The organism is Mobilicoccus caccae (assembly GCF_030161635.1).
GTDB classification, from domain to species: domain Bacteria; phylum Actinomycetota; class Actinomycetes; order Actinomycetales; family Dermatophilaceae; genus Mobilicoccus; species Mobilicoccus caccae.
Genome location: NZ_BSUO01000001.1, coordinates 1038133 through 1061502, shown reverse-complemented (window position 1 = coordinate 1061502; position 23370 = coordinate 1038133). Strand labels below are relative to the sequence as shown.

The window sequence follows — 23370 nt, the reverse complement described above, 5'->3', positions numbered from 1 at the left end:
CGAACCGCGCCCCTCGCGGATCGCCGTGCACCGGAGGCGGTCTCAGCCGGTGCGCAGCCGAGCGGTGAGGCGGTCGGCGACCCGGGTCAACTCGGCTGCCAGCTCCGCGTGGGCGTGCGGACCGATGCGGGCGTCCTCGAAGGTCAGCGCGATGGCCGCGGCCGGCCAGCCCAGGTGGTCGTGCACGGCGACCGCCACCGACGACAGGCCCGCGGTGACGTCGCCCGACTCCACGGCCCAGCCACGACGCCGCACGGCCTGCAACTCCGTACGCAAGCGGGTCGGCGACCAGGCCTCGCCCGTGGCCGCCGGAAAGGCGTCCGCACTCGGGTACAGGGCCCGGATCTGGGCGGCCGACAGGTCGGCGAGGAGCGCGCGGCCGCTGGCCGTGAGGTGTGCCGGCAGCCGCACCCCCACATCGGTGATGAGGACGGGACGACCGGCGGCGCGCATCTCGACGACGTAGACGACGTCGCGGCCGTGGAGCACGGACAGATGGGCGTTCTCCCCCATCCGGTCGACCAGCGCCGCGAGCGCCGGGGTGGCGATCCGGGTCAGCGGAGCCTGACGCACGTACGCGGTCGACAGCTCGGCCGAGACCGGTCCGATCCCGTACAGCCGCTCCTCGGGCAGGTGCACGACGAAGCCGGCGTCGACCATGACCGACAACAGGTGGTAGACGCTGGAGCGCGGCAGGTCGAGCGCCGTCGCGATGGACATCGCCGACACCGGACCGCGCCGACCCGCCAGGTGACGCAGGATCCGCAGCGTGTTCGCCGCCGCCGGTACTCGCGACATCCCACTCCCCTCCACCTGATACAGCCGCTCACGTCCGAGACAGCCGCGCAGGACCTGCTGTCTCGTCCTCACCTACTGTCCGAGGTGGAGTTCGAGAGGTCCAGAGCCGGACCGTCCCGCCGCCCTCGCTGCAGCGTCCACCCACCCTAGAGTCGGGGCCATGACGCTTCGCTTCACGCAGGTCGACGTGTTCTCCCGAGAACCCTTCCGAGGCAATCCGGTCGCGGTCGTCCACGACGCCGCCGACGTCGGTGACGCGGACATGGCCGCCTTCGCCCGATGGACGAACCTGTCGGAGACGACGTTCCTCCTCCCCCGACCGTGGCCGAGGCCGACTACCGGCTGCGCATCTTCACCCCCGGTGGTGAGCTCCCGTTCGCCGGGCACCCCACCCTCGGCTCCGCGCGGGCCTGGCTCGAGGCGGGTGGCCGCCCGCACGACGAGGACACTCTCGTCCAGGAGTGCGGTGTCGGCCTCGTGCGGATCCGCCGCAGCGGCGACGACCTCGCCTTCGCGGCGCCACCGCTGCGCCGATCCGGTGAGGTCGACCCGGCGACCCTCGCGCAGGTGGGTGCGGCGCTCGGCCTGGACCCGGGCGAGATTCGCGACGCCAACTGGGTCGACAACGGACCGGGCTGGCTGGGTCTGTTGCTCCACGACGCCGACACGGTCCTGCGGCTGCGGCCGGACATGAGCGCCCTGGGAGGACACAAGGTCGGCGTGATCGGACCGCACCCCACGCCCTCGGCCGACGCTCCTGGTGGCCCCGCGGACGTCGAGGTGCGCGCGTTCGTCCCGAGCCTCGGCGTTCCCGAGGACCCCGTGACCGGCAGCCTCAACGCCGGGCTCGCGGTGTGGCTCGTCGGCGCGGGAATCCTGCCGCAGGAGTACGTCGCTGCGCAGGGCACCGTGCTCGGCCGCGCGGGCCGGGTGTCGATCGCCGCGGCCGACGGGGAGATCTGGGTCGGCGGTCGGGCAAGGCCTCTCGTGACCGGCACGGTCGAACTAGGGTCGGTGTCATGAGCAGGAACAGCTTCGACCCCGGCATCTGGCAAGGACGCGACGACGGCGACGGCCGGGAGCACCGGCGGTGGCATCAGCAGGTGCAGCTCACCATGGCCGGTGACGGACTCCGCGGGCGCGACGGCGGGGTCGCCCTCGTCGGGTTCGCCAGCGACGAGGGGGTCCGACGCAACGGTGGACGCCCCGGCGCCGCGGCCGGACCGGACGCCCTCCGTGAGGCCCTGGCGCCGCTGGCCCTGCACACCGACCTCCCGATCTTCGACGCCGGAACGGTCGTCGTCGAGGGTGAGGATCTCGAGGCCGGTCACGAGGCCGTGGGCGGGCTGGTCGCCGAACTGCTCGACGCCCACGACCTCGTCGTCGTGCTCGGTGGCGGTCACGAGACGGCGTGGGGCAGCTACCTCGGCCGCACCCGCGCCGACCGCCTGCAGGACGCCCGGGTCGGCGTGCTCAACCTCGACGCCCACTTCGACCTCCGTGAGGCCGAGCGAGCGACCTCCGGGACGCCCTTCCTGCAGATGGCGACCACCGACGCCGAGGCCGGGCGCATCTTCGACTACACGATCATCGGCATCGCCGAACCCTCCAACACCGCCGCCCTGTTCGACAAGGCCGACGAGCTGGGCGTCAGTTACGTCCTCGACATCGACTGCGGCGCAAGTCATCTGGGCGAAGTGCTCAACGTCGTCGACGATCTGCTCACGCGCGTCGACGTCGTCCACCTCTCGATCGACCTCGACGTCCTGCCCGCTGCGGTCGCCCCGGGCGTCAGCGCGCCCGCCGCGTGCGGAGTCCCGGTGGAGGTGATCGAGGCGGTCTGCCGCCAGGTCGCCGCCTCGGGCAAGCTCGCACTGCTCGACGTCGTCGAACTCTGCCCGCCGATGGACGTCGACTCCCGCACCGCGCGGACCGCGGCCCGCCTCGTCACGACCTGCGTCCACGCCCGCCCCACGACCTGACGACGCCGCTACCCCGACGGCGCCGCCCACGCGACGTCCTCGTGAGCGACGCCGTGTGGGCGACGCGGGTGGGCGCGTGGATCAGGCCGCCGCGGACAGCGGAAGCACGGGGGCGCCGAGCAGCAGCGACCTCGTGGTGACCGCCATGGTGGCGAGGTCGACGTGGGTGAGGGAGTCGGCCGGCAGTTCGTCCCACCCGGTGGTGTCGAGCCCCGAGGAGGCGAAGACGACGGCGCCGTCGGACCTCCGCAGCATCGACATCCGGTAGTACTCGTCGAGGTGGTGCAGGGGTAGTTCGGTGAGCGCGAAGCCGCGTTCGACGAAGTGGGTGACGGGGATGGGCGCGTGGGTGCTCGAGCGCACCACGACCATCTCGAACGGGGAGAGGAACACGGCGTTGAGGCTGCACTGCGGTTCGATCGACCCCACGGCCCCCACGACGCCCGCCACCGCGTCGGAGAGCGTCTCGCCGTCGCGGACCCGCTCGCGCACCAGGGCGAAGTAGAGCTCGGAATCCGTCGTCCCGGTGAGGCCGCGTCGTGAGTCGTCCGACAGCCAGGACCGCAGGACCTCGCGCGACACGATGGTCCCGTTGTGGGCCATGCCGAACGTGCCGTCGATGAACGGGTGGGTGTTGCCGACCTCGACCGGCAGCCCCGCCGTGGCCATCCGCAGATGGGCGACCCCGGCACGGCCGACGCACGCGGTGAGCGCCCGGGTGAGCGCCGCGTCGTCCTGGCCGTCGAAGTGGGCGCGGTAGCGGGCCAGGGAGGGCAGCTCCGGATCGTCCCGGTTCCACATCACTCCCCAGCCGTCGCCGTGCAGCCTGGCCAAGCGCTGGAAGTCGGCGGTCTCGGCGGCGCCCACGGCCTGCGCGAACGTGCCGGGAGTGGGGCCTGCAAAGGCGAGGAGTCTGCACATGTGGCGATCCCTTCTTCTCGGGTGAGAACGAGCCGGTCCCCGTCCTCGCTCGGACCGCCTGCGCTTCGAGGCGGTTCGCGCTGTTCGTGACGCCCGCGGTCGCCGTACCCGACCGAGGTGACGCGTCGTCATACCCAGAAGGTAGAGAGCCGGTGTTTCGGCACTGTTTCGCCTGTGCGGACGTCGTGTTGCGCTTTTCCCGACGTGTGTCGCGGGCATGACGAGGCAGGCATGACAAAGGCCCCGACATCGTCGATGTCGGGGCCCGTGGCTGCACTGAGGTGACGTACCCACTCGCCGCAGGAGTGGAGGTGGCGGGAATCGAACCCGCGTCCGCTGACGCTAGACCAGGACTTCTCCGGGTGCAGTGCGCTGTGGATTTTCTCGGCCCCAGCGCTCGCACGCACACGTCCGCTGACAGGCCCAGTCGAGAAGGAGTCCCACGTAGCGTCCCGACACCGCTACGCAGCAAGATCTCTAGCTGATGCCAGACACTAGGCCGAGATCACACCTAGGCTGACAGACTTCGGGCTCGCTCAGGCGGCGAGGGCGAAGTCGGTGCGCTTGGAATCGGCACCTATAGGTTTGCTGAGGGCGTTTACGAGATAACTCAGCATCCTCGACCCGCTTCTCCTGCTCACACGATCAACGTCGAAACCGATCACCCCCGCGGTTGGCGGAGGGTACGTCACCCTGTGCAGTTGTCATCGCCGGCGACCTCACCGGCACGGCCCGCCGTGGAGGCGGAGACGATCAGTCTATGAGCACAACGACGACGCCGTCGAACTCATTCCCGCCCGGACGCCCCGGGCCGGATGCCCGGGGTCAGTCGCAGGGCTCGGGGCCGAGGTGGAACTCGCGGCCGCTGATCTCGTCGACCTCGATCTCGACGTAGTTGAACTTGTCGGTGGGGATCCACGGGCGCAGCGGCAGCGACTGGGCGAACTCGATCTCGTCCTCGGACTCCAGACGCCGGGCGGTGCCGGCGACGATGACGCTCCTCGCGATGTCGCCGCGGATGGTGTCCATCTCGAAGGCGACGTTGTGGTTGACCGTGACGCCGAACAGCTTGCTGCCGCCGGCGGTGCGGAAGTAGATCTTGCGGTCGCGGGCGCAGTAGTTGATGGGGACCAGCTCCGGGCGCGACCCGATGGCGTAGGCGAGGCGTCCGAACGAGTGGGCCTCGAGCAGGTCCCAGCTGTCGGCCTCGTCCAGCACCTGGACGCCCTCGTTGTCGTCGTAGATCATCGCTGCTCCTCTCGCCCCGGCGCCGCCTCGGTGCGGCCGGGTCACCACCCTATCGGCGTGGCGGACCACGACGGGGCCCGCAGTGGTGTGACGAATTTCCCGCCGCCGGCGGCCGGGAGGTGGGGGCGTGGACTCAGCGGGCCATGCGCAGCGACATGGCACGCTCGGCCTCGCGGCGGTCCTGGCGCTCCCTGAGTGCGTGGCGCTTGTCGTACTCCCGCTTGCCCTTGGCGAGCGCGATCTCGACCTTGGCCCGGCCGTCCTTGAAGTACAGCTGCAGCGGCACGATGGTGTGTCCGGCCTCGCGGCTCTTGATGGCGAGCTTGTCGATCTCACCGCGGTGCAGCAGGAGCTTGCGCTTGCGTCGCGCGGCGTGGTTGGTCCAGGTGCCCTGGTGGTACTCGGGGATGTGGACCCCTTCCAGCCAGGCCTCTCCCCCGTCGACCGAGGCGAACCCGTCGACCAGACTCGCCCGCCCCTGACGCAGGGACTTGACCTCGGTGCCGGTGAGGACGAGACCGGCCTCGAAGGTGTCCTCGATGATGTAGTCGTGACGCGCCTTGCGGTTGCGCGCGACGACGTTCGTGCCCTTCTCCTTGGCCATGGCGTCCTCACCTCCTCGACTTCTCGACCGGCATGTGTCCACCGGATGTGGCCGGCCCATCAGGATAGGCGACCTCGGGCACGGCGGCGAAGCAGATATCGCGCTCAGACCCGCACGTACCGGGACAGCGACAGCCACGAGACGACGATCGAGACGACCGCGGCCACGAGGACGAGCCATCCGGAGACGGCCCAGACGTCGTCGAGTCCCACCCAGGCGAAGTCCCGGAACCGCGCCGCCAGGCCCGAGACGCCGAAGTGCACGACGGCCGCGAGCGAGGCCACGGCCAGTCCCGCGCCGACGAGCGAGGCCAGGAGGATCTCGAGGACGAAGGGCAACCGGATCGTGAGCTTGGACGCGCCGACCATCCGTTTGATCCCCACCTCGCGGCGACGGGACCAGGCGACCTGCCGGATCGTCGTCGAGGTGAGCAGGACGGCGGCGACCAGCATGACGGCGGCCAACCCGAGCGCCACGGTGCGCAGCAGCGACAGCACCCGGATCAACGGATCGAGCACCTCTCGGATGTCGTTGACCGCGGCGACTCCCGGCATCGTGGCGAACGTCTGGTGGACGAGCGCGTACTGCGAGGGGTCGGACAACTTGACCCGGAACGCCGCGGGGATCGCCTCCTTGGGGGTGTCGGCGAACGTCGGGTTGTCGCGGAACTGCTCCTGGAACCGGCCGTACGCCTCGTCCTGGGACTCGAAGTAGACGGTCTTCACCGTCGGCTTCATCGACTCGAGCATGAGTTGGACGGCGTCCTGCTGCTGCTTGGTGATGGCCCCGCCGGCGCAGGCCGCCTCGTTGGATCGCTCCGGGCACAGGAAGATCGAGACCTCGACGCGGTCGTACCAGTGCCCCTTGGCGGCCTCGACCTGACGGTCGGCCAGCAGGCCCATGCCGAGGAAGAACAACGACGTCGTCGTGACGATGAGGACGGCGACGGCCATCGACAGGCTCCGCCGCAGACCGGTCCACACCTCACCGAGCAGGAATCCGGGGCGCATCATCGCTGGGGTCCGTCCGTCGCGGCCGGGCCGCCCTGATCGATCGTGTTCACGGGTTCCTTGGAGGTCAGGGGGTCGGCCTCGGCTGCGGTGGGAGGCGGGCTCGCGTCGGGCACCACCTCGGAATCCGCGCGGACGGGCTCCCCGGAGGTCTTCTCCGCGGTGAGTTCGGGGGCGCGCAGGTACAGGCCGGCCGCCTCGTCACGCACGATCCGCCCCGCCTCGAGTTGAACGACCCGACGTCGCAACGTGTCGACGATCCGGTCGTCGTGGGTGGCCATGACGACCGTGGTCCCCGACGCGTTGATCTCCTCGAGCAGACGCACCAGTTCGAGGCTGGTGCGCGGGTCGAGGTTGCCGGTGGGTTCGTCGGCCAGCAGGAGCGTGGGCCGGCGGACGAGGGCTCGGGCGATGGCCACGCGCTGCTGCTCCCCGCCGGAGAGCTGGTGCGGCAGGCGGTGTTCGAGCCCGGCGAGCCCCACGGTCTCCAGCGCGGCGGGCACGGCGCTGCGCACGGCCTCCGGCGTCTCACCGAGCACGTGCAGGACGTAGGCGACGTTCTGACCGACGGTCTTGTCCGGCAGCAGCCGGAAGTCCTGGAAGACCGTGCCGACCTCGCGCCGCAGCGCCGGGACGTTCCGACGTCTGATCGTCGTGAGGTCGCGTCCGGCCACCGTCAACCCACCGGAGGTGACCTTCTCCTCGCACAGGGCCAGGCGGACGATCGTCGACTTGCCCGAGCCGGAGGGGCCGACGAGGAAGACGAACTCACCCGCCTCGACGGTGAGGTCGATGCCGTCCAGAGCAGGCCGCGTCGAACGCGGGTAGGTCTTGACGACGTGGTCGAAACGGATCATCGGCGACAGTGGTCCTCGGGCGAAGTGGTGGTGGAGTCGGACAGCGGCGCTCCCCCGAGCGGCTGCGTCGACGGCGTCCATGGCGTCTGGGGTGCGTCAGGAGGCGTCGAAGACGCTCCGGGCCGAATCAGGTTACGTGGCGCGGCTGGACGTCAGGTGAAAGCGCCACCGAGCCGCGCGTTGCTGACGAACCGGACACCGCGCGATGACCGTTCCCTGACCCGCCACCACCCCGGCGGTGACCAAGGTCCTCGGTCTGCACGCTCCGGCCCTTATCGGGCCCCGTCTCTGCAAGCATGGGGCCATGACCTCAGAGCGTGAGATTGGTGTCACTGAACTCGCCCTCCGCGACGCGCATCAGAGCCTCATGGCCACCCGCATGGCCATGGAGGACATGGTCGGCGCGTGCGAGGATATCGACAAGGCGGGCTTCTGGAGCGTCGAGTGTTGGGGAGGTGCCACCTTCGACGCCTGCATCCGGTTCCTCAACGAGGATCCGTGGGAGCGTCTTCGGACCTTCCGCAAGCTGATGCCCAACAGCCGCCTGCAGATGCTGCTGCGTGGGCAGAACCTGCTGGGCTACCGCCACTACGGAGACGACGTCGTCGACCGGTTCGTCGACAAGGCCGCCGAGAACGGCATGGACGTCTTCCGCGTCTTCGACGCACTCAACGACCCCCGCAACCTCGAGCACGCCATGGCGGCGGTGAAGAAGTCGGGCAAGCACGCCCAGGGCACGGTCTGCTACACGACCTCCCCGCTGCACACCGTCGAGGGCTACGTCGGGTTGGCCAAGCAGCTCAAGGACATGGGCGCCGACTCCATCGCGCTCAAGGACATGGCCGCCCTGCTCAAGCCGCAGCCGGCCTACGACATCGTCAAGGCCATCAAGGAAGAGACGGGCCTGCAGGTCAACGTCCACTGCCACGCCACCACGGGTGTCACGCTGGTCTCGCTCATGAAGGCCATCGAGGGCGGCGCCGACGTCGTCGACACCGCGATCAGCTCGATGTCGCTCGGCCCGGGCCACAACCCCACCGAGTCGCTGCAGGAGATGCTCGAGGGCACCGGCTTCGTGGCCGACCTCGACAAGGCCCTCCTGGGCAACATCAAACGCCACTTCGCCGAGATCCGGCCGCGCTACAGCAAGTTCATGTCCGCGTTCAACGTCGAGACCGACATCTTCGACAGCCAGATCCCCGGCGGCATGATCTCCAACATGGAGTCCCAGCTCACCCAGCAGGGCGCGGGCGACAAGCTCCAGGAAGTCCTCGAGGAGGTGCCGCGGGTCCGCAAGGACGCCGGCTACCCGCCGCTGGTCACCCCGTCCAGCCAGATCGTGGGCACCCAGGCCGTGTTCAACGTGATGATGGGCCGGTACAAGGTCCTCACCGCCGAGTTCGCCGACCTCATGCTCGGCTACTACGGCACCACCCTGGGTGAGATGGACCCCGAGGTCATCGAGAAGGCCAAGGCCCAGACCGGCAAGGAGCCGATCACCGACCGCCCGGCCGACCACATCCCCGACGAGTGGGCCGAGCTCCGCCAGGAGGCCGAGGGCATCGAGGGCTTCGACGGCTCGGACGAGGACGTCCTCACGTACTCGATGTTCCCCAAGGTCGCTCCCGGGTTCTTCAAGACCCGTCCGGAGGGCCCGAAGAACGTCGGTCAGGACCCCGCCGAGATCGAGGCCGAGAAGGCCGCCGCCAAGGGCGACACGGGTAGCGGATCGGTGCGTGGCCCGATCAAGTACCAGGTCACGCTCAACGGCCACACCCACTCCGTCGCGGTCAAGCCCGCCTGACCCCGGAAAGAGGATTGCTACAGATGTCTGAGAAGCAGAAGACCATGAAGGAGCGGATCGACGAGCTCCGGGCCAGGCGCGCCGAGGTCGAGGCGGGAGGTGGCGAGGCCCGCCACGCCAAGCAGCACGAGCAGGGCAAGCTCACCGCCCGTGAGCGTGTGGCCTCCCTCGTCGACGAGGGTTCGTTCGAGGAGTTGGGGCTGTTCGCGCAGCACCGCACCACGCTGTTCGGCATGGACAAGGCGGTCATGCCCGCCGACGGTGTCGTCACCGGCAGTGGCACGGTGTTCGGTCGCCCGATCCACCTGGCGAGCCAGGACTTCAGCGTCGCCGGCGGTTCGGCGGGCGAGATGCACTCGGTCAAGGTGGCGAACGCGCTGAACGCGGCGCTGCGCACCGGCACCCCGTTCGTGTTCATCAACGACTCCGGCGGCGCCCGCGTCCAGGAGGGCATCGACAGCCTCTCCGGGTACGGCAAGGTGTTCTACCAGAACGTCGCGCTCTCCGGTGTCGTGCCGCAGGTCTCGATCATCGCCGGGCCGTGCGCCGGTGGCGCCGTCTACTCCCCGCGCTGACCGACTTCATCATCCAGACGACGAAGTCGCGCATGTTCATCACCGGCCCCGACGTCATCAAGCAGGTGACCGGCGAGCAGGTGACCGCGGAGGACCTCGGCGGACCTCAGGCCCACATGGGTCGCTCCGGTGTCACGCACTTCGTGGCCGACGACGACGAGCAGGCGCTGCTGATCGCCAAGAAGCTCCTGAGCTTCCTGCCGAACAACAACACCGAGGAGCCCCCGTTCATCGAGGGCCACGACGACGTGTCGCCGAACGAGAAGCTCAACGAGATCATCCCGGACGACGGCAAGAAGGGTTACGACGTCCGCGAGATCATCGGGCAGATCGTCGACTCCGCCGACTTCCTCGAGGTCCAGGCCGGGTACGCGATGAACCTCGTCATCGGGTTCGGGCGCATCACCGGACGCACGGTCGGCTTCATCGCCAACCAGAGCAACCACATGTCGGGTGTCCTCGACATCAACGCCTCCGACAAGGGCGCGCGGTTCATCCGGTTCTGCAACGCGTTCAACATCCCGGTCGTCAACCTCGTCGACGTCCCCGGCTTCCTCCCGGGCACGTCGCAGGAGTACGGCGGCATCATCCGCCACGGCGCCAAGATGCTCTACGCCTACAGCTCGGCCACGGTCCCCAAGATCACGGTGGTCCTGCGCAAGGCGTACGGCGGCTCCTACCTCGCGATGTGCAACAAGGACCTCGGTGCCGACCGGGTGTTCGCGTGGCCGACCGCCGAGATCGCCGTCATGGGTGCCGAGGGTGCGGCGGGAGTCGTGTTCCGCAAGGAGATCGCGGCGGCCGAGGACCCCGAGGCCAAGCGCGCCGAACTCGTCCAGCTCTACCGCGACGCGTTCTCGACGCCGTACGTGGCCGCCGCCCGCGGCCAGGTCGACGCCATCATCGAACCCTCCGAGACGCGGCAGTACATCGCCCGCGCGCTCGAACAGCTCTCCGGCAAGCGCGAGCTGCGGCCGGCCAAGAAGCACGGTCTGATCCCGCTGTGATCGGGCGAGCCGCGACAAGGAGGGACACATGAGCGACACGGAACGCACCGAAGAGCTCGAGGCGCAGATCGCCCGGTTGACCGAGCAGATAGACGACCTCAGCGAACGGCTCGACAGCGTGACCCAGGAGTTGCGTCGTCACCACCCGGCCGACGAGCTGCCCGAGGAGGTCGCGCTGGCCATCTCCGCCGCCGTGGCCGCCTACCTGGGCAAGCGGGCCAAGGTCAAGCGAGTCAGGGTCCGCCGCGGTACGGGATGGGCTGCTCAGGCACGATCCGACATCCACCGCTCGCACGCCGCGTTCGGTTCGCGGTGACACCCATCCGTTTCGCACCGAGTGAAGGAATGACATGAAGCTGAAGGTCACGGTCGACGGACAGGTCTACGACGTCGACGTCGAAGTCGAAGAGGAAGCGACCCCGGCGCTCGGGGCCGTCCTCGTGGGCAGCATGAGCGCGCACGGAGTCACGCCGACCACCGCCAAGGCGCCGGCGACGTCGTCCAACGCCCTCACGGCCAACCTCGCGGGCACCGTGGTCAAGGTGCTCGTCGAGGCCGGTCAGGAGGTCGCCGCGGGTGACACGCTGCTGATCCTCGAGGCCATGAAGATGGAGACCGAGGTCACCGCACCCAAGGACGGCACGGTCGCGGCCGTCGAGGTCGAGGTCGGCGACGCGGTCCAGGGCGGACAGGTGCTCATCGAGTGGGCGTCCGAGGAGGACGAGGAGGAGGCCTCCTAGCCTCCCCTTCCCACCGCACGACGAACGGGCGGTCTCCCCTCGGGGAGGCCGCCCGTTCGTCGTGCGTGACTCCCTCGGCTTCTGCGCCGGCACGTGGCTCAGGAGACGTCGGCCGTGGCCCGTGCCTCACGAATCTCACGCCGCCCGCGTGGCCCGTAGAAGAACAGACCGACGCCGAGTGCGACGAGCAGCACGATCGTCATGGCGACCAGCAGGGGGACGGGCCCGAAGGCGTAGATGAGGGGGATCGCCGCCGCCGTGACGAACCCGCCTCCGAAGAACGGCTCGAACACGAGCTGCTTGTACCCGAACGCCTCGTACGCCGGTGACTCGTTCTCGGGGTCGGCGATGCGCATGAGGATCAGGCCCGTGGCCGTCACGCCCATCGACTGACCGAAGTCGCCGATGCCGCGCTCGAACCAGAACCGGCCGATGATGCGCGGGCACAGGACGAGCAGCACGAACACGTTGAACACGATCCCGGCCACGCAGAGGATGACGAACGGCTGCCAGTTCGCGGCGATGGCCGTCAGCGACAGGGTCGCGAGAGCGCTGACGATGAGCACGTCGAGGGCGAACCCCTGGATGCGCAGCATCATCTGGTGGTCGAGGATCCCCGTGTGCCCCGTGCGCTGCAGCAGCACCTGGATGATCACACCGCCGAGCATCGCCAGGGGGAACAACGGGACGTGGCTGAGGATCTCCACGTCGTATCCCGGGACGTTGGCCACTCCCCACTGCTCGGCGGCCTGGAGCGCCTCGAGCAGCACCACGCCGATGATGACGGCGGCCGCGATGAACGCGAAGTGCAAGGACAACGGTTCGATGGACGCCGGCCGGGTCGTCATCGTGGCGGCGGGGAAGTTCTCGTCGTCGCGGAACAGGCCGCGCTGCTCCGACAGGGACTGTTCGACCGTCCCGTCCAGACACTCGGTGCGTCCCGTCCGCACCGCCCAGTTGATGAACGCGACACCGAGGATCACACCGCCGACCACACCGACCGTCGCGATACCCAGCGCCAGGTCACCACCCTCGGCGAACCCGAGACTCTCCATCGACTCCCGCATGCCGGCCGCGGTGCCGTGCCCTCCTTCGAAGCCCATCTCGATCAGAGCGCCCGTCATGGGGTTGCTCCCGAAGAACGGGACGAGGATCGCCACGGCCAGCAGCAGACCCACCACGTACTGCCCCGACGCGAAGATCACACCGATCGACAGCTGAGGCCCCACCAGGCGCGTGACCCGGCGTGGGCTGGGGAGGTCTGCGCCCAGGAAGAGCGTCGCGAACACGATGCTGATCAGCAGCCCCGGCAGCGCACTCCACACGTCGAGGATCTCCGGGGTGAAGAGTCCAGCCTCGGAGAACCGGTCGCTGCCCATCGCGTTCGCCAGCGCGCCGAGGACCTCCGGTCCGAGGAACAGCGCGAGGAATCCGGCGATGATCGAACTGGGCAGGAACAGCCGCTGCACCAACGGCGTCGTGATGCGGATCCCCTTGCCGACGAGCAGGATGATCCCCAGCAACAAGAGTGCAAAACCGATGCTGTCGGCCGACATTGGTCCTCCGAAGGTTGCGCGGGCGGTGGTGTCCCCCACGCTAGGACACGTGCCTCGCATTCCGGGCGTTGCGGGCATGTCCGGATCTCACCGACTGCGACTCGACGCCCCGCTCAGGTCAGGTCAGGTCAGGTCAGGTCAGAAGACGTTCCAGCACGCTGACGACACCGTTCTCCGTGTTGCTCGGAGCGACGTACCGGGCAGCCGCCAGCACGTCCGGGTGCCCGTTCGCCATCGCGAACGAATGCCCCGCGGCCTTCACCAGCTCCAGGTCGTTGAGGTAGTCACCGAACGCGACGCACTGATCCCGCTCGATCCCCAGCAACTCACGCAACCGCTCCAGGCCGCTGCCCTTGTGCACCCCGAGGTTCATCACGTCGATCCAGTGCCGACCCGACACGACCACCTGATGCGTGTCGCGGAACCGCGCGAAATGCGGCGCGGCCCCGTGCTCGGCGTCGTCGAAGTCGAAGATCGCCAACTTGAGGACCCCGTCGTCGACCGCCGACAGGTCGTCGACCTCGGCCAACTCCTTGTAGTAGATGTCCACCTCGGACCGGAACGGCACATCCGTGCGCTCGATGTACGCCGAACGCACCCCGCACACCACCACACCCAGATTCCGGGACGTCGACAACTCCCGCACCGCCTCGACGATGTCGCGCACGACCTCCGGCGACACCGTGTCCGTCGCCAACACCTCACCGCGGTAGGCCACCAACGTGCCGTTCTCGGCGATGAACCCCATCGCCTCGGCCGCAGGACCGAACAACGACCTCAACGTCGCGTACTGACGACCACTCGCCGGCACCACCACGACGCCCCGCTCGGCCATCACATCCAGCAACGGCCAGAACCCCGCAGGCACCGCCCCGTCACCGTCGAGCAACGTCCCGTCCATGTCCACCGAGACCAGACGGACGTCGACCGTCCCTTCGGGCATGGTGGGACTGGGCGCCCCACTCACTCCGAATCCCTTTCGCCGAGTTTCCACCTGATGCCGGCTTCGATGAACCCATCGATGTCCCCGTCGAACACCCCCGAGGTGTTGCCCACCTCGTGTTCGGTGCGCAGGTCCTTGACCATCTGATACGGGTGCAGCACGTAGGAGCGCATCTGGTCACCCCAGCTGGCCTTCACGTCGCCCGCGAGCTCCTTCTTGGCCGCCGCCTCCTCCTGTCGCTTGAGCAGCAGCAGCCGCGACTGCATGACGCGCAACGCGGCCGCGCGGTTCTGGATCTGGCTCTTCTCGTTCTGCATCGACACGACGATCCCCGTGGGCAGGTGCGTCATGCGCACCGCCGAGTCGGTCGTGTTGACGCTCTGGCCACCCGGGCCCGAGGAGCGGAACACGTCGATCTTCAGCTCGTTCTCGGGGATGTCGATGTGGTCGGTGCCCTCGATGAGGGGCACCACCTCGACCGCTGCGAACGAAGTCTGCCTGCGCCCCTGGTTGTCGAACGGGCTGATGCGCACGAGCCGGTGCGTGCCCGCCTCCACCGACAGGTTGCCGTAGGCGTAAGGCACGTTGACCTCGAACGTCGCCGACTTCAGGCCGGCCTCCTCGGCGTAGGAGGTGTCCATGACCTTGGTCGGGTAGCCGTGCCGCTCGGCCCAGCGCAGGTACATGCGCATGAGCATCTCGGCGAAGTCCGCCGCATCCACCCCACCGGCACCGGCCCGGATGGTGATGACCGCCTCACGCTGGTCGTACTCCCCCGCCAGCAACGTCCTGACCTCGAGCTCGGCGACGGCCTTGCGCAGCGAGACGAGCTCGGCCTCCGCCTCGACCATCGTCTCGGCGTCACCGCCGTCCTCCTGGCCCATCTCGACCAACACCTCGAGGTCCTCGATGCGCTGGTCCATGCCCATGATCCGCTCGAGCTCGGAGTTGGCGCGCGACAGGGCCGAGGTGATCTTCTGCGCCGCGTCGGGGTCGTCCCACAGATCGGGAGCGCCGGACTTCGCCTCCAGGTCGGAGATCTGCGCCCGGAGCGCTTCCAGATCGGTGACCTCCCGCACGGACGTCATGGTCGTCTTGAGGTCCTTGAGTTCCTGTGCGAAGTCGGTAGCCACGAGAACCAAGACTACCGGCCGAAGCGCGACCGGGCTCCGACGGCGTCCGCGGCAGTGGCCGTGCTGCGCTGCTCGGAACCACGAGGCGCGGTGCTGCGGACCGCCTCCTGTGCGGCCCTGGCCTGCTCCCCCGCCGCACGGGTCTGCCCGTCGGCCGATTCCGGCCGTCGAGTCGCCCGGTCGTCGTCGAGGGCCTCCGGTGTCGCCGCGGCGGGCAAGGTGAACTCCATCCGCGTCCCGCCGAGAGGTGAGGCGAGAGCACGGATGCGGCCGCCGTGGCGTTCGACCATGCGGCGGCAGATCGACAACCCGAGCCCGGTTCCGACATACGCCCCCGCGTGGCCCTCGACCCGGTGGAACTCCTCGAACACCTTCTCCCGCTCGCCCTCGGGGATGCCGATGCCGTCGTCGTCGACCCGCACGGTGACGAACCCCTCGACCGGGGGCGTCGCCGTGAGGGTGATGTGGGCGATCCGCCCGGGCGCGGTGTACTTGATCGAGTTGCCCAGCAGGTTGTCCAGGACCTGCGCGATGAGCGCCTCGTCGGCGAGGACCGCCTGATCCGCGTCCACGCGGATGTCCGGCACGACGCCACCCCCGTTCATGGCCGCCGCCTCCACCCGCCCGGCGGCGAGGCGCTCGCCCAACGCCTGCAGGCCGAGCTCCACCGGCGACAGCTCACCGCCGCGCGCCACGCTGTAGCCGTGCAGGCCGGTGACGATCTCACGCAGTCGTCGGGTCGACCCCTGCGCGCGCCGGAGGCTGGACACGATGATCCCCGGGGTCTGCGCATCGGTCTCGTCCTCGACGATCTCGAGCCATCCCTCGACCGCCCCGATCGGATTGAGCAGGTCGTGGGCCACGACGCTGGCGAAGGACGACAACTCCGAGACCTGGCGCCGGTGATCGGTCACGTCACGGGCCACGGCCAGCGCGAAGCCCGGATGACCGGCGAGGGGATGTGCCCGGACGGACAGCACCCGGGGGCGCGAACCACCGCCCCCGTCGAGCAGGATGTCCTGCGCGTCCGACCGACCCCGCAGGGCCCGGTCCAAGGGCAACTCGCCCTGGGTCCCGCCGGCGGCCAGCACCGTACCGTCGATCGACATCCCGGTGGTGATCCCGAGCAACTCCTCGGCGGCCCCGTTGCCGACGATGACGCGCCGCCCGTCGACGGCGACGACCGCCTCGCTCATCCCCGCCACGACGCGCCCGATGAGCTCGGACTGCCTCTCGGCCTCCCGGCGCGACCGCCGCACGTCCCGGATCAGGCGTTCCTGATCCTCCCGTCCCAGGCAGAGCAGCAGACCGATGACCGCCTGCGCCCCGACGAAGGCCTGCGCGATGAAGACACCTCCCGAGGCGTCCGCGAGCGCGTAGGGGCCGATCTCGGCGACGCTCGCCGACAGGATGAAGCCACCGGTGACGAGCACGTAGGCCATGAATCCGTCGGCGTGGAGCACGAGGGCCGCGAACACGGTGAGGCAGGTGAGCAGGAAGGTGATCGGCAGGTGTGGTGCAGCGATGAAGGCCCACCAGTAGCCGGCCACACCCGACACGGCCAGGGCGACGAGCCAGACCGGACCGGCCGATCGCACGGTGGGCGCCGGTGAGAGCAGGCGCAACGACACCGCCCCGAAGATCAACGTGCCGATGCCGTTGCGGGCGATCGAGTGCCACAGCAGCTCCGGGTCCGCGCCGGTCACCACGACGGAGTACAGCGGCCCCCACAACGCGCTGCCGAACCCGGCTGCGAGAGAGGCTCCGAGGAGGGCGGGCACATGGCGGAGCCGGGTCAGGTCGAAGGCGCCCCGGGGCCGGGCGAGGCGATACGCCCAGGCCGCGAAGAACCCGGCCGCCGCATTGCCCAGAGCGAAGACGAACGCGTACGAGGGCGCGAGGCCCGAGGCGATGTTCAAGGGGGTCGTGATGACGAGGATCGCCACCGTCACCAGCGACGATCCATTGGCCCGCAGGGTCCCACCGGCCGCAGCGGTCGTCAGGAACCAGACGAACGCGACCCCCGCAGCGGGCCAGACCAGCGCGAGACCCGTCTCCGGGGCCACCGTCATGCGCCCCACGATCACGCTGACGCCGAACAGGACGGCGTAGGCGGTGTGCCGTGTCAGGGCGGGGGTGTGCGGCCCGAGGACGCGCAGGCAGGCGCGGCGGACATGCGTCCATCCCGATTCGCCATCCACCGACCGAACCCCTCACGTCCGTCTCCACGGTTCCGGTTGCCTGATCGGCAGGAAGGGGTTACGGCTGAGACCCTGTCGCGCGGATGCGCCGGGCCGGGGCCGGTTCTGCCGGTGCCGTTTACGCGCGCACCGACCTCACAGAAGGGGCTGCAGTGGGGCCAGCACCCGCTCCACGACCCGACGGAACCGGCTGCGGGCCGACCACTCGTCGTGTGTGAGTTCGCGGCAGTTGCCGAGGTCCATCTCGAAGATCCGCTCCATCTCGGCCGCTTGTTCGTCGCTGTACAACTCGAGGTTGACCTCGTAGTTGCCGATGAGCGAGAGGCGGTCGATGTTGGCCGTTCCCACCGTGCTCCAGCGGCCGTCGACCGTGGCGGTCTTGGCGTGGACCATCGCGTCGCGGTAGAGCCAGATCTTGACGCCGCCGTCGAGCAGCCGGTCGAAGAACCCGCGGGCGACCCAGTCCGCGACGACGTGGTTGCTGTACTCCGGCATGATCAGGCGCACGTCGACGCCGCGGCGGGCGGCGGCGAGCAGCGCGGAGAGGATCTCCTCGTCGGGGATGAAGTACCCCTGCGTGATGTAGATGCGTCGCGACGCCCGGTCGATGGCCTTGAGGTACATGCCGCGCACCGGGAAGAGCATGCGGCTCGGGGCGTTTCGGGCAGCCTCGGTCCGGGCGTCCCACTGGGCCGCCCCCTGGTCGGGCAGGGCGGGCAGGTGGCGCCCGCGGTACTCGTTCCAGAAGTCGACGAACGCGTTGTCGAGTTCCCACACCGACGGGCCGCGCACCCGTAGGTGGGTGTCGCGCCACTGGTCGGCGTAGAGCCGGCCGATGTTGTACCCGCCGATGAACCCGACCTTGGAGTCGACGACGAGGACCTTGCGGTGGTCACGGCCCAGGCTGCGCACGCCGGGCCGGGTGATCATCGCGAGGCGGAAGATCGGAAAGCGCAGCACCTTGATCGGCTCGGGCATCCGGAAGAAGGAGGGGGGACCACGAGGTTGGCGAACGCGTCGTAGACGACGTAGACGTCCACACCCCGGTGGGCGGCGGCGATGAGCGCGTCCTTGAACCGGGTCCCGACGTCGTCGGCCTTCCAGATGTAGGACTCGAAGAAGACGGTGTGCTCGGCGGCGCCGATCGCCTCGATCATCGCGTCGTACAGGTCGATGCCGGAGGTGAACGTCGTGACCTCCGACCCGGCCACGTCGACCGTCGCCGGTTCGGCCGAGGGGTACCCGCCGGGTGGGGGTTACGACGTTTGCGGATCTCGTCGACCGCCACGACACCCGCCACCGTGGCCACCTGCGCAGCCGTCGAAGCGGCCAGGTACCAGCCGAACGCGCGCGCCAGATTGCGCGGGCCGAGCTGTCTCAACGCCCACTTCATTGGGACAACGTAGCCGATGAGGACGTGTTGGCAGCGAGTCGGATCGCCGCGGCGCCCAGCGCCGTGCTCAGAGCCCGCGCACCTGCTCCAGACTCAGCTCGCCGAAGCCGAGATCCGCAGGCAGTCGCTTGCCTTCGGCCCGGAAGTCGGTGCCGAGGATGATCGAGGCCATCGAGATGACGGTGTCGATGGCGGGCGTGGGCACACCGACCTGCCTGGCCAGCTCCGAGGCGAACACGAGGCCGTAGGGCACGTCCTCGGTGAGGTAGCGGAAGTCCAGCGACTTCGGCGCCTGCGACTTCGCGAACCCGATGCCCTGGTTGTACCCCTTGAGGTAGGTCGCCTCGGACAGGTAGCCCTGCCGCAGGCCGAGCTCGGGATCGGCGACGATGTCGATCCCCAGGGCGCGCCCGAGCGCCAGCCGCTCGTTGTCGACGGTCTCGATCAGCCGGGCCGAGGCCGGGGTGACGCCGTCGGTGTAGAAGAGGAAGTCGCCGCCGGTGTTCTCGATGCGGCTCGCGTTCATCAGCATGATCGCCGGGTGGAGGACCGGGTTGGCGTTCTGCAGCGTGGTCTGCAGGACGTTCTTGGCGGCCTCGGCCTGCGGCCACACGGTCTGCAGCTTCTCGAGGAGTTCGGGGGTGCGGGTGCTCGGCAGCGCGGCGACGTACAGGCCGTCGAGGACCCTGGTGGTCACCCGCACGACACCGGGTTCGACCAGGCGGCAGCCGTAGGGCAGGGTGCTCGTCTCGCCGATGAGGTAGGTGTCGTCCATGAGGTCGAGCCGGAGGGTCTGCTTGACGACGACCGCGCCGTTGCAGGCGCTCGGCAGCAGACAGTAGGCCGCGTCGGTGGTCAGCTTGCCGCGCAGCGCCTCGCCCATCGCCTCGTGCGCGTAGGCGGGTCCGACGATCATGACGAGTTCGGCGCCCTCCAGCGCGCGGTCGAGGTCGTGGCCGACGTAGCCGATCGGGGCGGTCCCCTCGAACTTCACGCGTCCCTCGATACCGCCGGCCTTCGCGATGGCGGCGATGTTGTCGCCGAACCGCTCGAAGTCCCACATCGCGACGTCGTGCCCGGCCTCCGCCCACTCGAACGCGGCTGCGGTGGCTCCGTTGCCGGATCCCATGATGGTGACGCGCATGATCGTGCTCCTTCGTCGTCGGTCGGGTCTGCGGTGATCCTTGCCGATCCCGGCGCCACGTGGGTCCGGGGCGAGTAGGTGCTTTCACCCCTTCGGGCGGCAGGCCCGGCCCACTGTCGTGCCGCGTGGGCATCGGGCCCGGCGGGATGCGTCGGGGCACCAGGACCGGGACACAAGAAAGGAAGGGGATCGAGATCCCCTTCCACCTCCAACGTATACCGCGCCCGGGGGCTTGCGGCAAGGCCCCGAAGAGCGCGCACAATCGTCATCCGCGGCCCGATCCGGACGCGAATCCGCTGCTCATGGAGCTGATGACGTGAACATCCCGAGCATCTTCGACCTGCGCGACCATCTGTCCGGCAAGGCCGATCCCGCGCTCGTCGAGGCCGACGAGCGGCATCTGGCCTCCATCGCGACGAGTCTCGAGGAATCGATCGCCGACCTGTCCGAGCGCCTGGACGCCGCACGCAGGGCGCCGGGCGGCCACGGGCAGCAGGCGCTGGACCGCGACCAGGAGGTCCACCGGCTCACCGCCCGCCTGCGTGCCCTGCGCCGCTTCGAGGTGGAGGCCTGCCTGGGGCGGATGGTCACGGCCTCCGAGACCGTCTACGTCGGTCGCCTGGGACTCACCGACGGCACCGGGCGTCAGTTGCTCGTCGACTGGCGCTCCCCCGCGGCGGAGCCGTTCTTCGGTGCGACGCACGCGGACCCGATGGGGCTGTCCAGTCGTCGCCGGTACCGCTGGACCCGCGGCCGCGTCAGCGACTACTGGGACGAGGTGTTCAGCCCCGACGCACTCGAGGGCCACGCCGCGCTCGACGACCAGTCGGCGTTCATCGCCAGTCTCGGCGAGAGCCGGTCGCCGCGGATGCGTGACGTGCTCGGCACCATCGCGGCCGACCAGGACGCGATCATCCGCGCGGGCTCGAAGGGAGCGCTCGTCGTCGACGGCGGCCCGGGCACGGGCAAGACGGTCGTGGCCCTGCACCGCACCGCGTACCTGCTGTACTCCGACCCGCGACTCGGCCACCACCGGGGCGGGGTGCTCGTCGTCGGACCCAGCCGGCCCTACCTGCACTACGTCGGCGACGTGCTGCCCAGCCTCGGCGAGGAGGGCGTGCAGACCTGCACGCTGCGCGACCTCGTCGCCGAGGGGGCTCAGGCGGTCCCCGAGACCGACGCCGAGGTGGCCCGCCTCAAGTCCTCCGCCGACATGGTGACGGCGATCGAGCCCGCCGTGCGCCTCTACGAGGAACCCCCGACGGAGGCGATGGTGGTGGAGACCGACGGAGGCGAGGTGGTGCTCCGCGGTGCCGACTGGGCGGAGGCGTTCGCGTGTCCGGACCCGGGGACACCCCACAACGACGCGCGTGACCAGGTGTGGACCGAACTCGTCGAGATCCTCCTCGACAGACTCGGCGACGTGGGCGTCCCGCCGGAGGTGCTCCGCCGCTCGCTGCTCGCGAACACCGACCTCACGACTGCCTTCAACCGGGCCTGGCCGCTGCTGGACCCGGCCGACCTCGTCGGGGATCTCTGGACGGTGCCCGCCTACCTGCGCCGGTGCGCGCCGTGGCTCAGCCGAGAAGAGGTCCGCGCGTTGCAACGCGAGGACCCTCGGGCCTGGACGATCTCCGACCTGCCGTTGCTCGACGCGGCACGGCAGCGCGTGGGTGACCCGGAGACGTCGCGACGCCGGCGACGGGCCGAGCAGGCGATGGCCGACGAGCGCAGGCTGCGGGCCGACGTCGTCGACGACCTCATCGCGGCCGACGACTCCGACCTCCTGGTGATGTCGATGCTGCGGGGTCAGGACCTGCAGGACGCGCTCGTGGACGAGACCGCGCAGCTGCGCGTCGATCCCGACCTCACGGCAGGCCCGTTCGCGCACGTCGTCGTCGACGAGGCTCAGGAGCTCACCGACGCCGAGTGGCAGATGCTGCTCCTGCGGTGTCCGTCGAGGAGTTTCACGGTCGTCGGCGACCGCGCCCAGGCCCGGCACGGCTTCGGAGAGACCTGGCAGGAGCGGCTCGAGCGGGTCGGCCTCGACCGGGTGAGGCTCGCGACGCTGAGCATCAACTACCGGACCCCGACGGAGATCATGGAGCAGGCCGAGCCGGTGATCCGTGCGGTGCTGCCGGACGCGAACGTCCCGACCTCCGTGCGGGACAGCGGCATTCCCGTCACCTACGGGTCGACCACCGAGCTGACGTTCATCGTCGACGCCTGGCTCGACGCCGAACCCGAGGGCATCGCCGCGGTCATCGGCGATCCCACGTTCCGCGCGCGGCCACGGGTCCGGTCGCTGACCCCCGAGCTGGCCAAGGGGCTCGAGTTCGACCTCGTCGTCCTCGTCGACCCCGACCGGTTCGGCGACGGCGTCGAGGGCGCCGTCGACCGCTACGTCGCGATGACCCGGGCGACACGGAGACTCGTCGTCCTGACGAGCGGCTGAGCACGGTCCGTTCGACGATGGTGGTCGTCCGCTAGGCACCGTCTCGTCGCGGGGGTCGCCGCCTTCCGGGTGAAGTGGCACGACCGAGGCGGCGTAGTCACTCGGCGTCAGGCCGACCGTGGCCCGGAAGTCGCGAGCCAGGTGCGACTGGTCGGCGTAGCCGAGATCGGCGGCCAAGGCCGACCACGACGGCGGCCGTCCCGCACGCGCCGCGTCGGCGGCGTCGATGAGCCGATGGCGACGGATCGTCCACAACGGCGACACCCCGACGTGGTCGCGGAACAGCCGTTGCAGGGATCGCACGCCACATCCGGTGCGGGCGGCGAGCTCGGCGACGCTCGTCACGGAACGGTCATGCTCGATGCACGACGCGACGTCGACGGCGTGAGCCACGCGCGATCTCCGTCCGGGGTCCACGGTCGCGACGACGCCGGTGAGCGCCTCGGCAAGCGCTCCGATCTGCGCCGCGACGTCGGGAGCTGCCTCGCTGACACGGGCGACCAGCGCTTCCGCGTCGAGGTGCAGATGCTCACCCAGGGGCGCGATCCGATCGATCATCGCCACGGCGGGTTGCTCGATGAACGCGCCCAGCGCCCCCGGTTCGAGCTTGGCGGCGACGTTCCACCCCTCTCCCCGCAACCGGCGGCGATCGAGGCCCGTCTGCACGCCCACGAGGGTGGCCTCCACCGCGTCGCTGTCGAGCCCTCGGCTGCTCGCCATGCCGACGCTGAGATTGGCCGACGGGTGGGTGAGTACCGGCTGGACGAACTCCTGCCCCTGCGGCAACGACCACCGCACGACCCAGAACCACTGCACGAGACCGACGAGCACCCCGCTCGGCGGACGCCGGTCGAAGTCGACGTGCTCGTGCATCCGGCCCGGGTCGAGGATGCCCCGGCTGTCGCGTGCCAGCTCGCCGCGCCACTCGCTCACAGCGGCCACGGTACGGTGTCGCGTTTGTTCAAGACCCTTATCCGGAACGTCCTGCACGATCCTGAA

General features: G+C 69.7%; 18 protein-coding genes, 1 other RNA gene and 3 pseudogenes. 7 read left to right on the top strand and 15 right to left on the bottom strand.

Going from position 1 to position 23370, the window contains the following annotated elements; all coding sequences use genetic code 11:
• Positions 1–42: 42 nt before the first annotated feature.
• The gene (locus QQK49_RS05235) at positions 43–798 is read right to left on the bottom strand and encodes an IclR family transcriptional regulator (RefSeq protein ID WP_284303025.1); all 756 of its coding nucleotides are present in this window, start codon (positions 796–798) and stop codon (positions 43–45) included.
• A gap of 160 nt (positions 799–958) precedes the next feature.
• Here QQK49_RS05235 and QQK49_RS05230 point away from each other — a divergent pair.
• Together QQK49_RS05230 and hutG are read left to right on the top strand one after the other, a co-directional pair.
• A pseudogene (locus QQK49_RS05230) lies at positions 959–1821 on the top strand (PhzF family phenazine biosynthesis protein).
• Positions 1818–2780, top strand: a complete 963-nt coding sequence (gene hutG / locus QQK49_RS05225) for a formimidoylglutamase (protein WP_284303024.1) — start codon at positions 1818–1820, stop codon at positions 2778–2780. The pseudogene QQK49_RS05230 and the gene hutG overlap by 4 nt, the downstream one beginning before the upstream one ends.
• Positions 2781–2861: 81 nt before the next feature.
• On the opposite strand, the gene QQK49_RS05220 is transcribed toward hutG, so the two are convergent.
• From QQK49_RS05220 to QQK49_RS05195, 6 genes are all read right to left on the bottom strand, one after another.
• Entirely contained in the window at positions 2862–3701 is an 840-nt protein-coding gene (locus QQK49_RS05220; protein WP_284303023.1) for a class II glutamine amidotransferase, read from the bottom strand.
• Between the two features lie 303 nt (positions 3702–4004).
• Positions 4005–4370, bottom strand: a transfer-messenger RNA (tmRNA) gene (gene ssrA / locus QQK49_RS05215).
• A gap of 156 nt (positions 4371–4526) precedes the next feature.
• Positions 4527–4949, bottom strand: a complete 423-nt coding sequence (locus QQK49_RS05210; RefSeq protein ID WP_284303022.1) for a pyridoxamine 5'-phosphate oxidase family protein — start codon at positions 4947–4949, stop codon at positions 4527–4529.
• Between the two features lie 133 nt (positions 4950–5082).
• On the bottom strand, positions 5083–5553 hold the full coding sequence (gene smpB, locus QQK49_RS05205) for an SsrA-binding protein SmpB (RefSeq protein ID WP_284303021.1): 471 nt from the start codon (positions 5551–5553) through the stop codon (positions 5083–5085).
• A 104-nt stretch (positions 5554–5657) separates the two neighbouring features.
• Complete coding sequence (ftsX, locus tag QQK49_RS05200; protein WP_284303020.1) at positions 5658–6566, bottom strand: permease-like cell division protein FtsX; 909 nt, start codon at positions 6564–6566, stop codon at positions 5658–5660.
• The gene (locus QQK49_RS05195; RefSeq protein ID WP_348536093.1) at positions 6563–7420 is read right to left on the bottom strand and encodes a cell division ATP-binding protein FtsE; all 858 of its coding nucleotides are present in this window, start codon (positions 7418–7420) and stop codon (positions 6563–6565) included. The genes ftsX and QQK49_RS05195 overlap by 4 nt, the downstream gene beginning before the upstream one ends.
• Before the next feature lie 304 nt (positions 7421–7724).
• On the opposite strand from QQK49_RS05195, the gene QQK49_RS05190 reads away from it, so the two are divergent.
• The 4 genes and pseudogenes from QQK49_RS05190 to QQK49_RS05175 all read left to right on the top strand — a co-directional run bounded on the left by QQK49_RS05190 (position 7725) and on the right by QQK49_RS05175 (position 11546).
• Positions 7725–9224: a methylmalonyl-CoA carboxytransferase subunit 5S gene (locus tag QQK49_RS05190; protein WP_284303019.1), complete on the top strand. Its 1500-nt coding sequence runs from the start codon at positions 7725–7727 to the stop codon at positions 9222–9224.
• 23 nt (positions 9225–9247) lie between these two features.
• Positions 9248–10806 (top strand): annotated as a pseudogene (locus tag QQK49_RS05185) (acyl-CoA carboxylase subunit beta).
• Between the two features lie 28 nt (positions 10807–10834).
• Positions 10835–11122, top strand: a complete 288-nt coding sequence (locus QQK49_RS05180) for a hypothetical protein (RefSeq protein WP_284303018.1) — start codon at positions 10835–10837, stop codon at positions 11120–11122.
• Between the two features lie 34 nt (positions 11123–11156).
• Positions 11157–11546 (top strand): biotin/lipoyl-containing protein, encoded by a 390-nt coding sequence (locus tag QQK49_RS05175; RefSeq protein ID WP_284303017.1) that lies wholly within the window; start codon positions 11157–11159, stop codon positions 11544–11546.
• Positions 11547–11644: 98 nt separating this feature from the next.
• On the opposite strand, the gene QQK49_RS05170 is transcribed toward QQK49_RS05175, so the two are convergent.
• From QQK49_RS05170 to QQK49_RS05140, 7 genes are all read right to left on the bottom strand, one after another.
• A complete protein-coding gene (locus QQK49_RS05170; RefSeq protein ID WP_284303016.1) occupies positions 11645–13102 on the bottom strand; it encodes a sodium/glutamate symporter in 1458 nt (485 codons plus the stop codon).
• Positions 13103–13235: 133 nt separating this feature from the next.
• Positions 13236–14045: a Cof-type HAD-IIB family hydrolase gene (locus QQK49_RS05165; protein ID WP_284303015.1), complete on the bottom strand. Its 810-nt coding sequence runs from the start codon at positions 14043–14045 to the stop codon at positions 13236–13238.
• 20 nt (positions 14046–14065) lie between these two features.
• Positions 14066–15178 carry a peptide chain release factor 2 gene (prfB, locus tag QQK49_RS05160; RefSeq protein WP_284303014.1) on the bottom strand — a complete coding sequence of 371 codons (1113 nt, stop codon included), beginning with the start codon at positions 15176–15178 and terminating at the stop codon, positions 14066–14068.
• 11 nt (positions 15179–15189) lie between these two features.
• On the bottom strand, positions 15190–17379 hold the full coding sequence (locus QQK49_RS05155; RefSeq protein ID WP_284303013.1) for an ATP-binding protein: 2190 nt from the start codon (positions 17377–17379) through the stop codon (positions 15190–15192).
• A gap of 135 nt (positions 17380–17514) precedes the next feature.
• Complete coding sequence (locus QQK49_RS05150; protein ID WP_284303012.1) at positions 17515–18357, bottom strand: phospholipase D-like domain-containing protein; 843 nt, start codon at positions 18355–18357, stop codon at positions 17515–17517.
• Positions 18306–18590 (bottom strand): phospholipase D-like domain-containing protein, encoded by a 285-nt coding sequence (locus QQK49_RS05145; RefSeq protein ID WP_284303011.1) that lies wholly within the window; start codon positions 18588–18590, stop codon positions 18306–18308. The genes QQK49_RS05150 and QQK49_RS05145 overlap by 52 nt, the downstream gene beginning before the upstream one ends.
• Before the next feature lie 249 nt (positions 18591–18839).
• Positions 18840–19916, bottom strand: coding sequence for an NAD/NADP-dependent octopine/nopaline dehydrogenase family protein (locus QQK49_RS05140; protein WP_284303010.1), 1077 nt, complete (start codon positions 19914–19916; stop codon positions 18840–18842).
• Positions 19917–20232: 316 nt separating this feature from the next.
• Here QQK49_RS05140 and helR point away from each other — a divergent pair, with 316 nt between their 5' ends.
• A complete protein-coding gene (gene helR / locus QQK49_RS05135) occupies positions 20233–22371 on the top strand; it encodes an RNA polymerase recycling motor ATPase HelR (RefSeq protein ID WP_284303009.1) in 2139 nt (712 codons plus the stop codon).
• Positions 22372–22473: 102 nt separating this feature from the next.
• Here helR and QQK49_RS23165 read toward each other — a convergent pair.
• Positions 22474–23244: pseudogene (locus QQK49_RS23165) on the bottom strand (helix-turn-helix domain-containing protein); the annotation flags it as partial.
• Between the last annotated feature and the right edge of the window lie 126 nt (positions 23245–23370).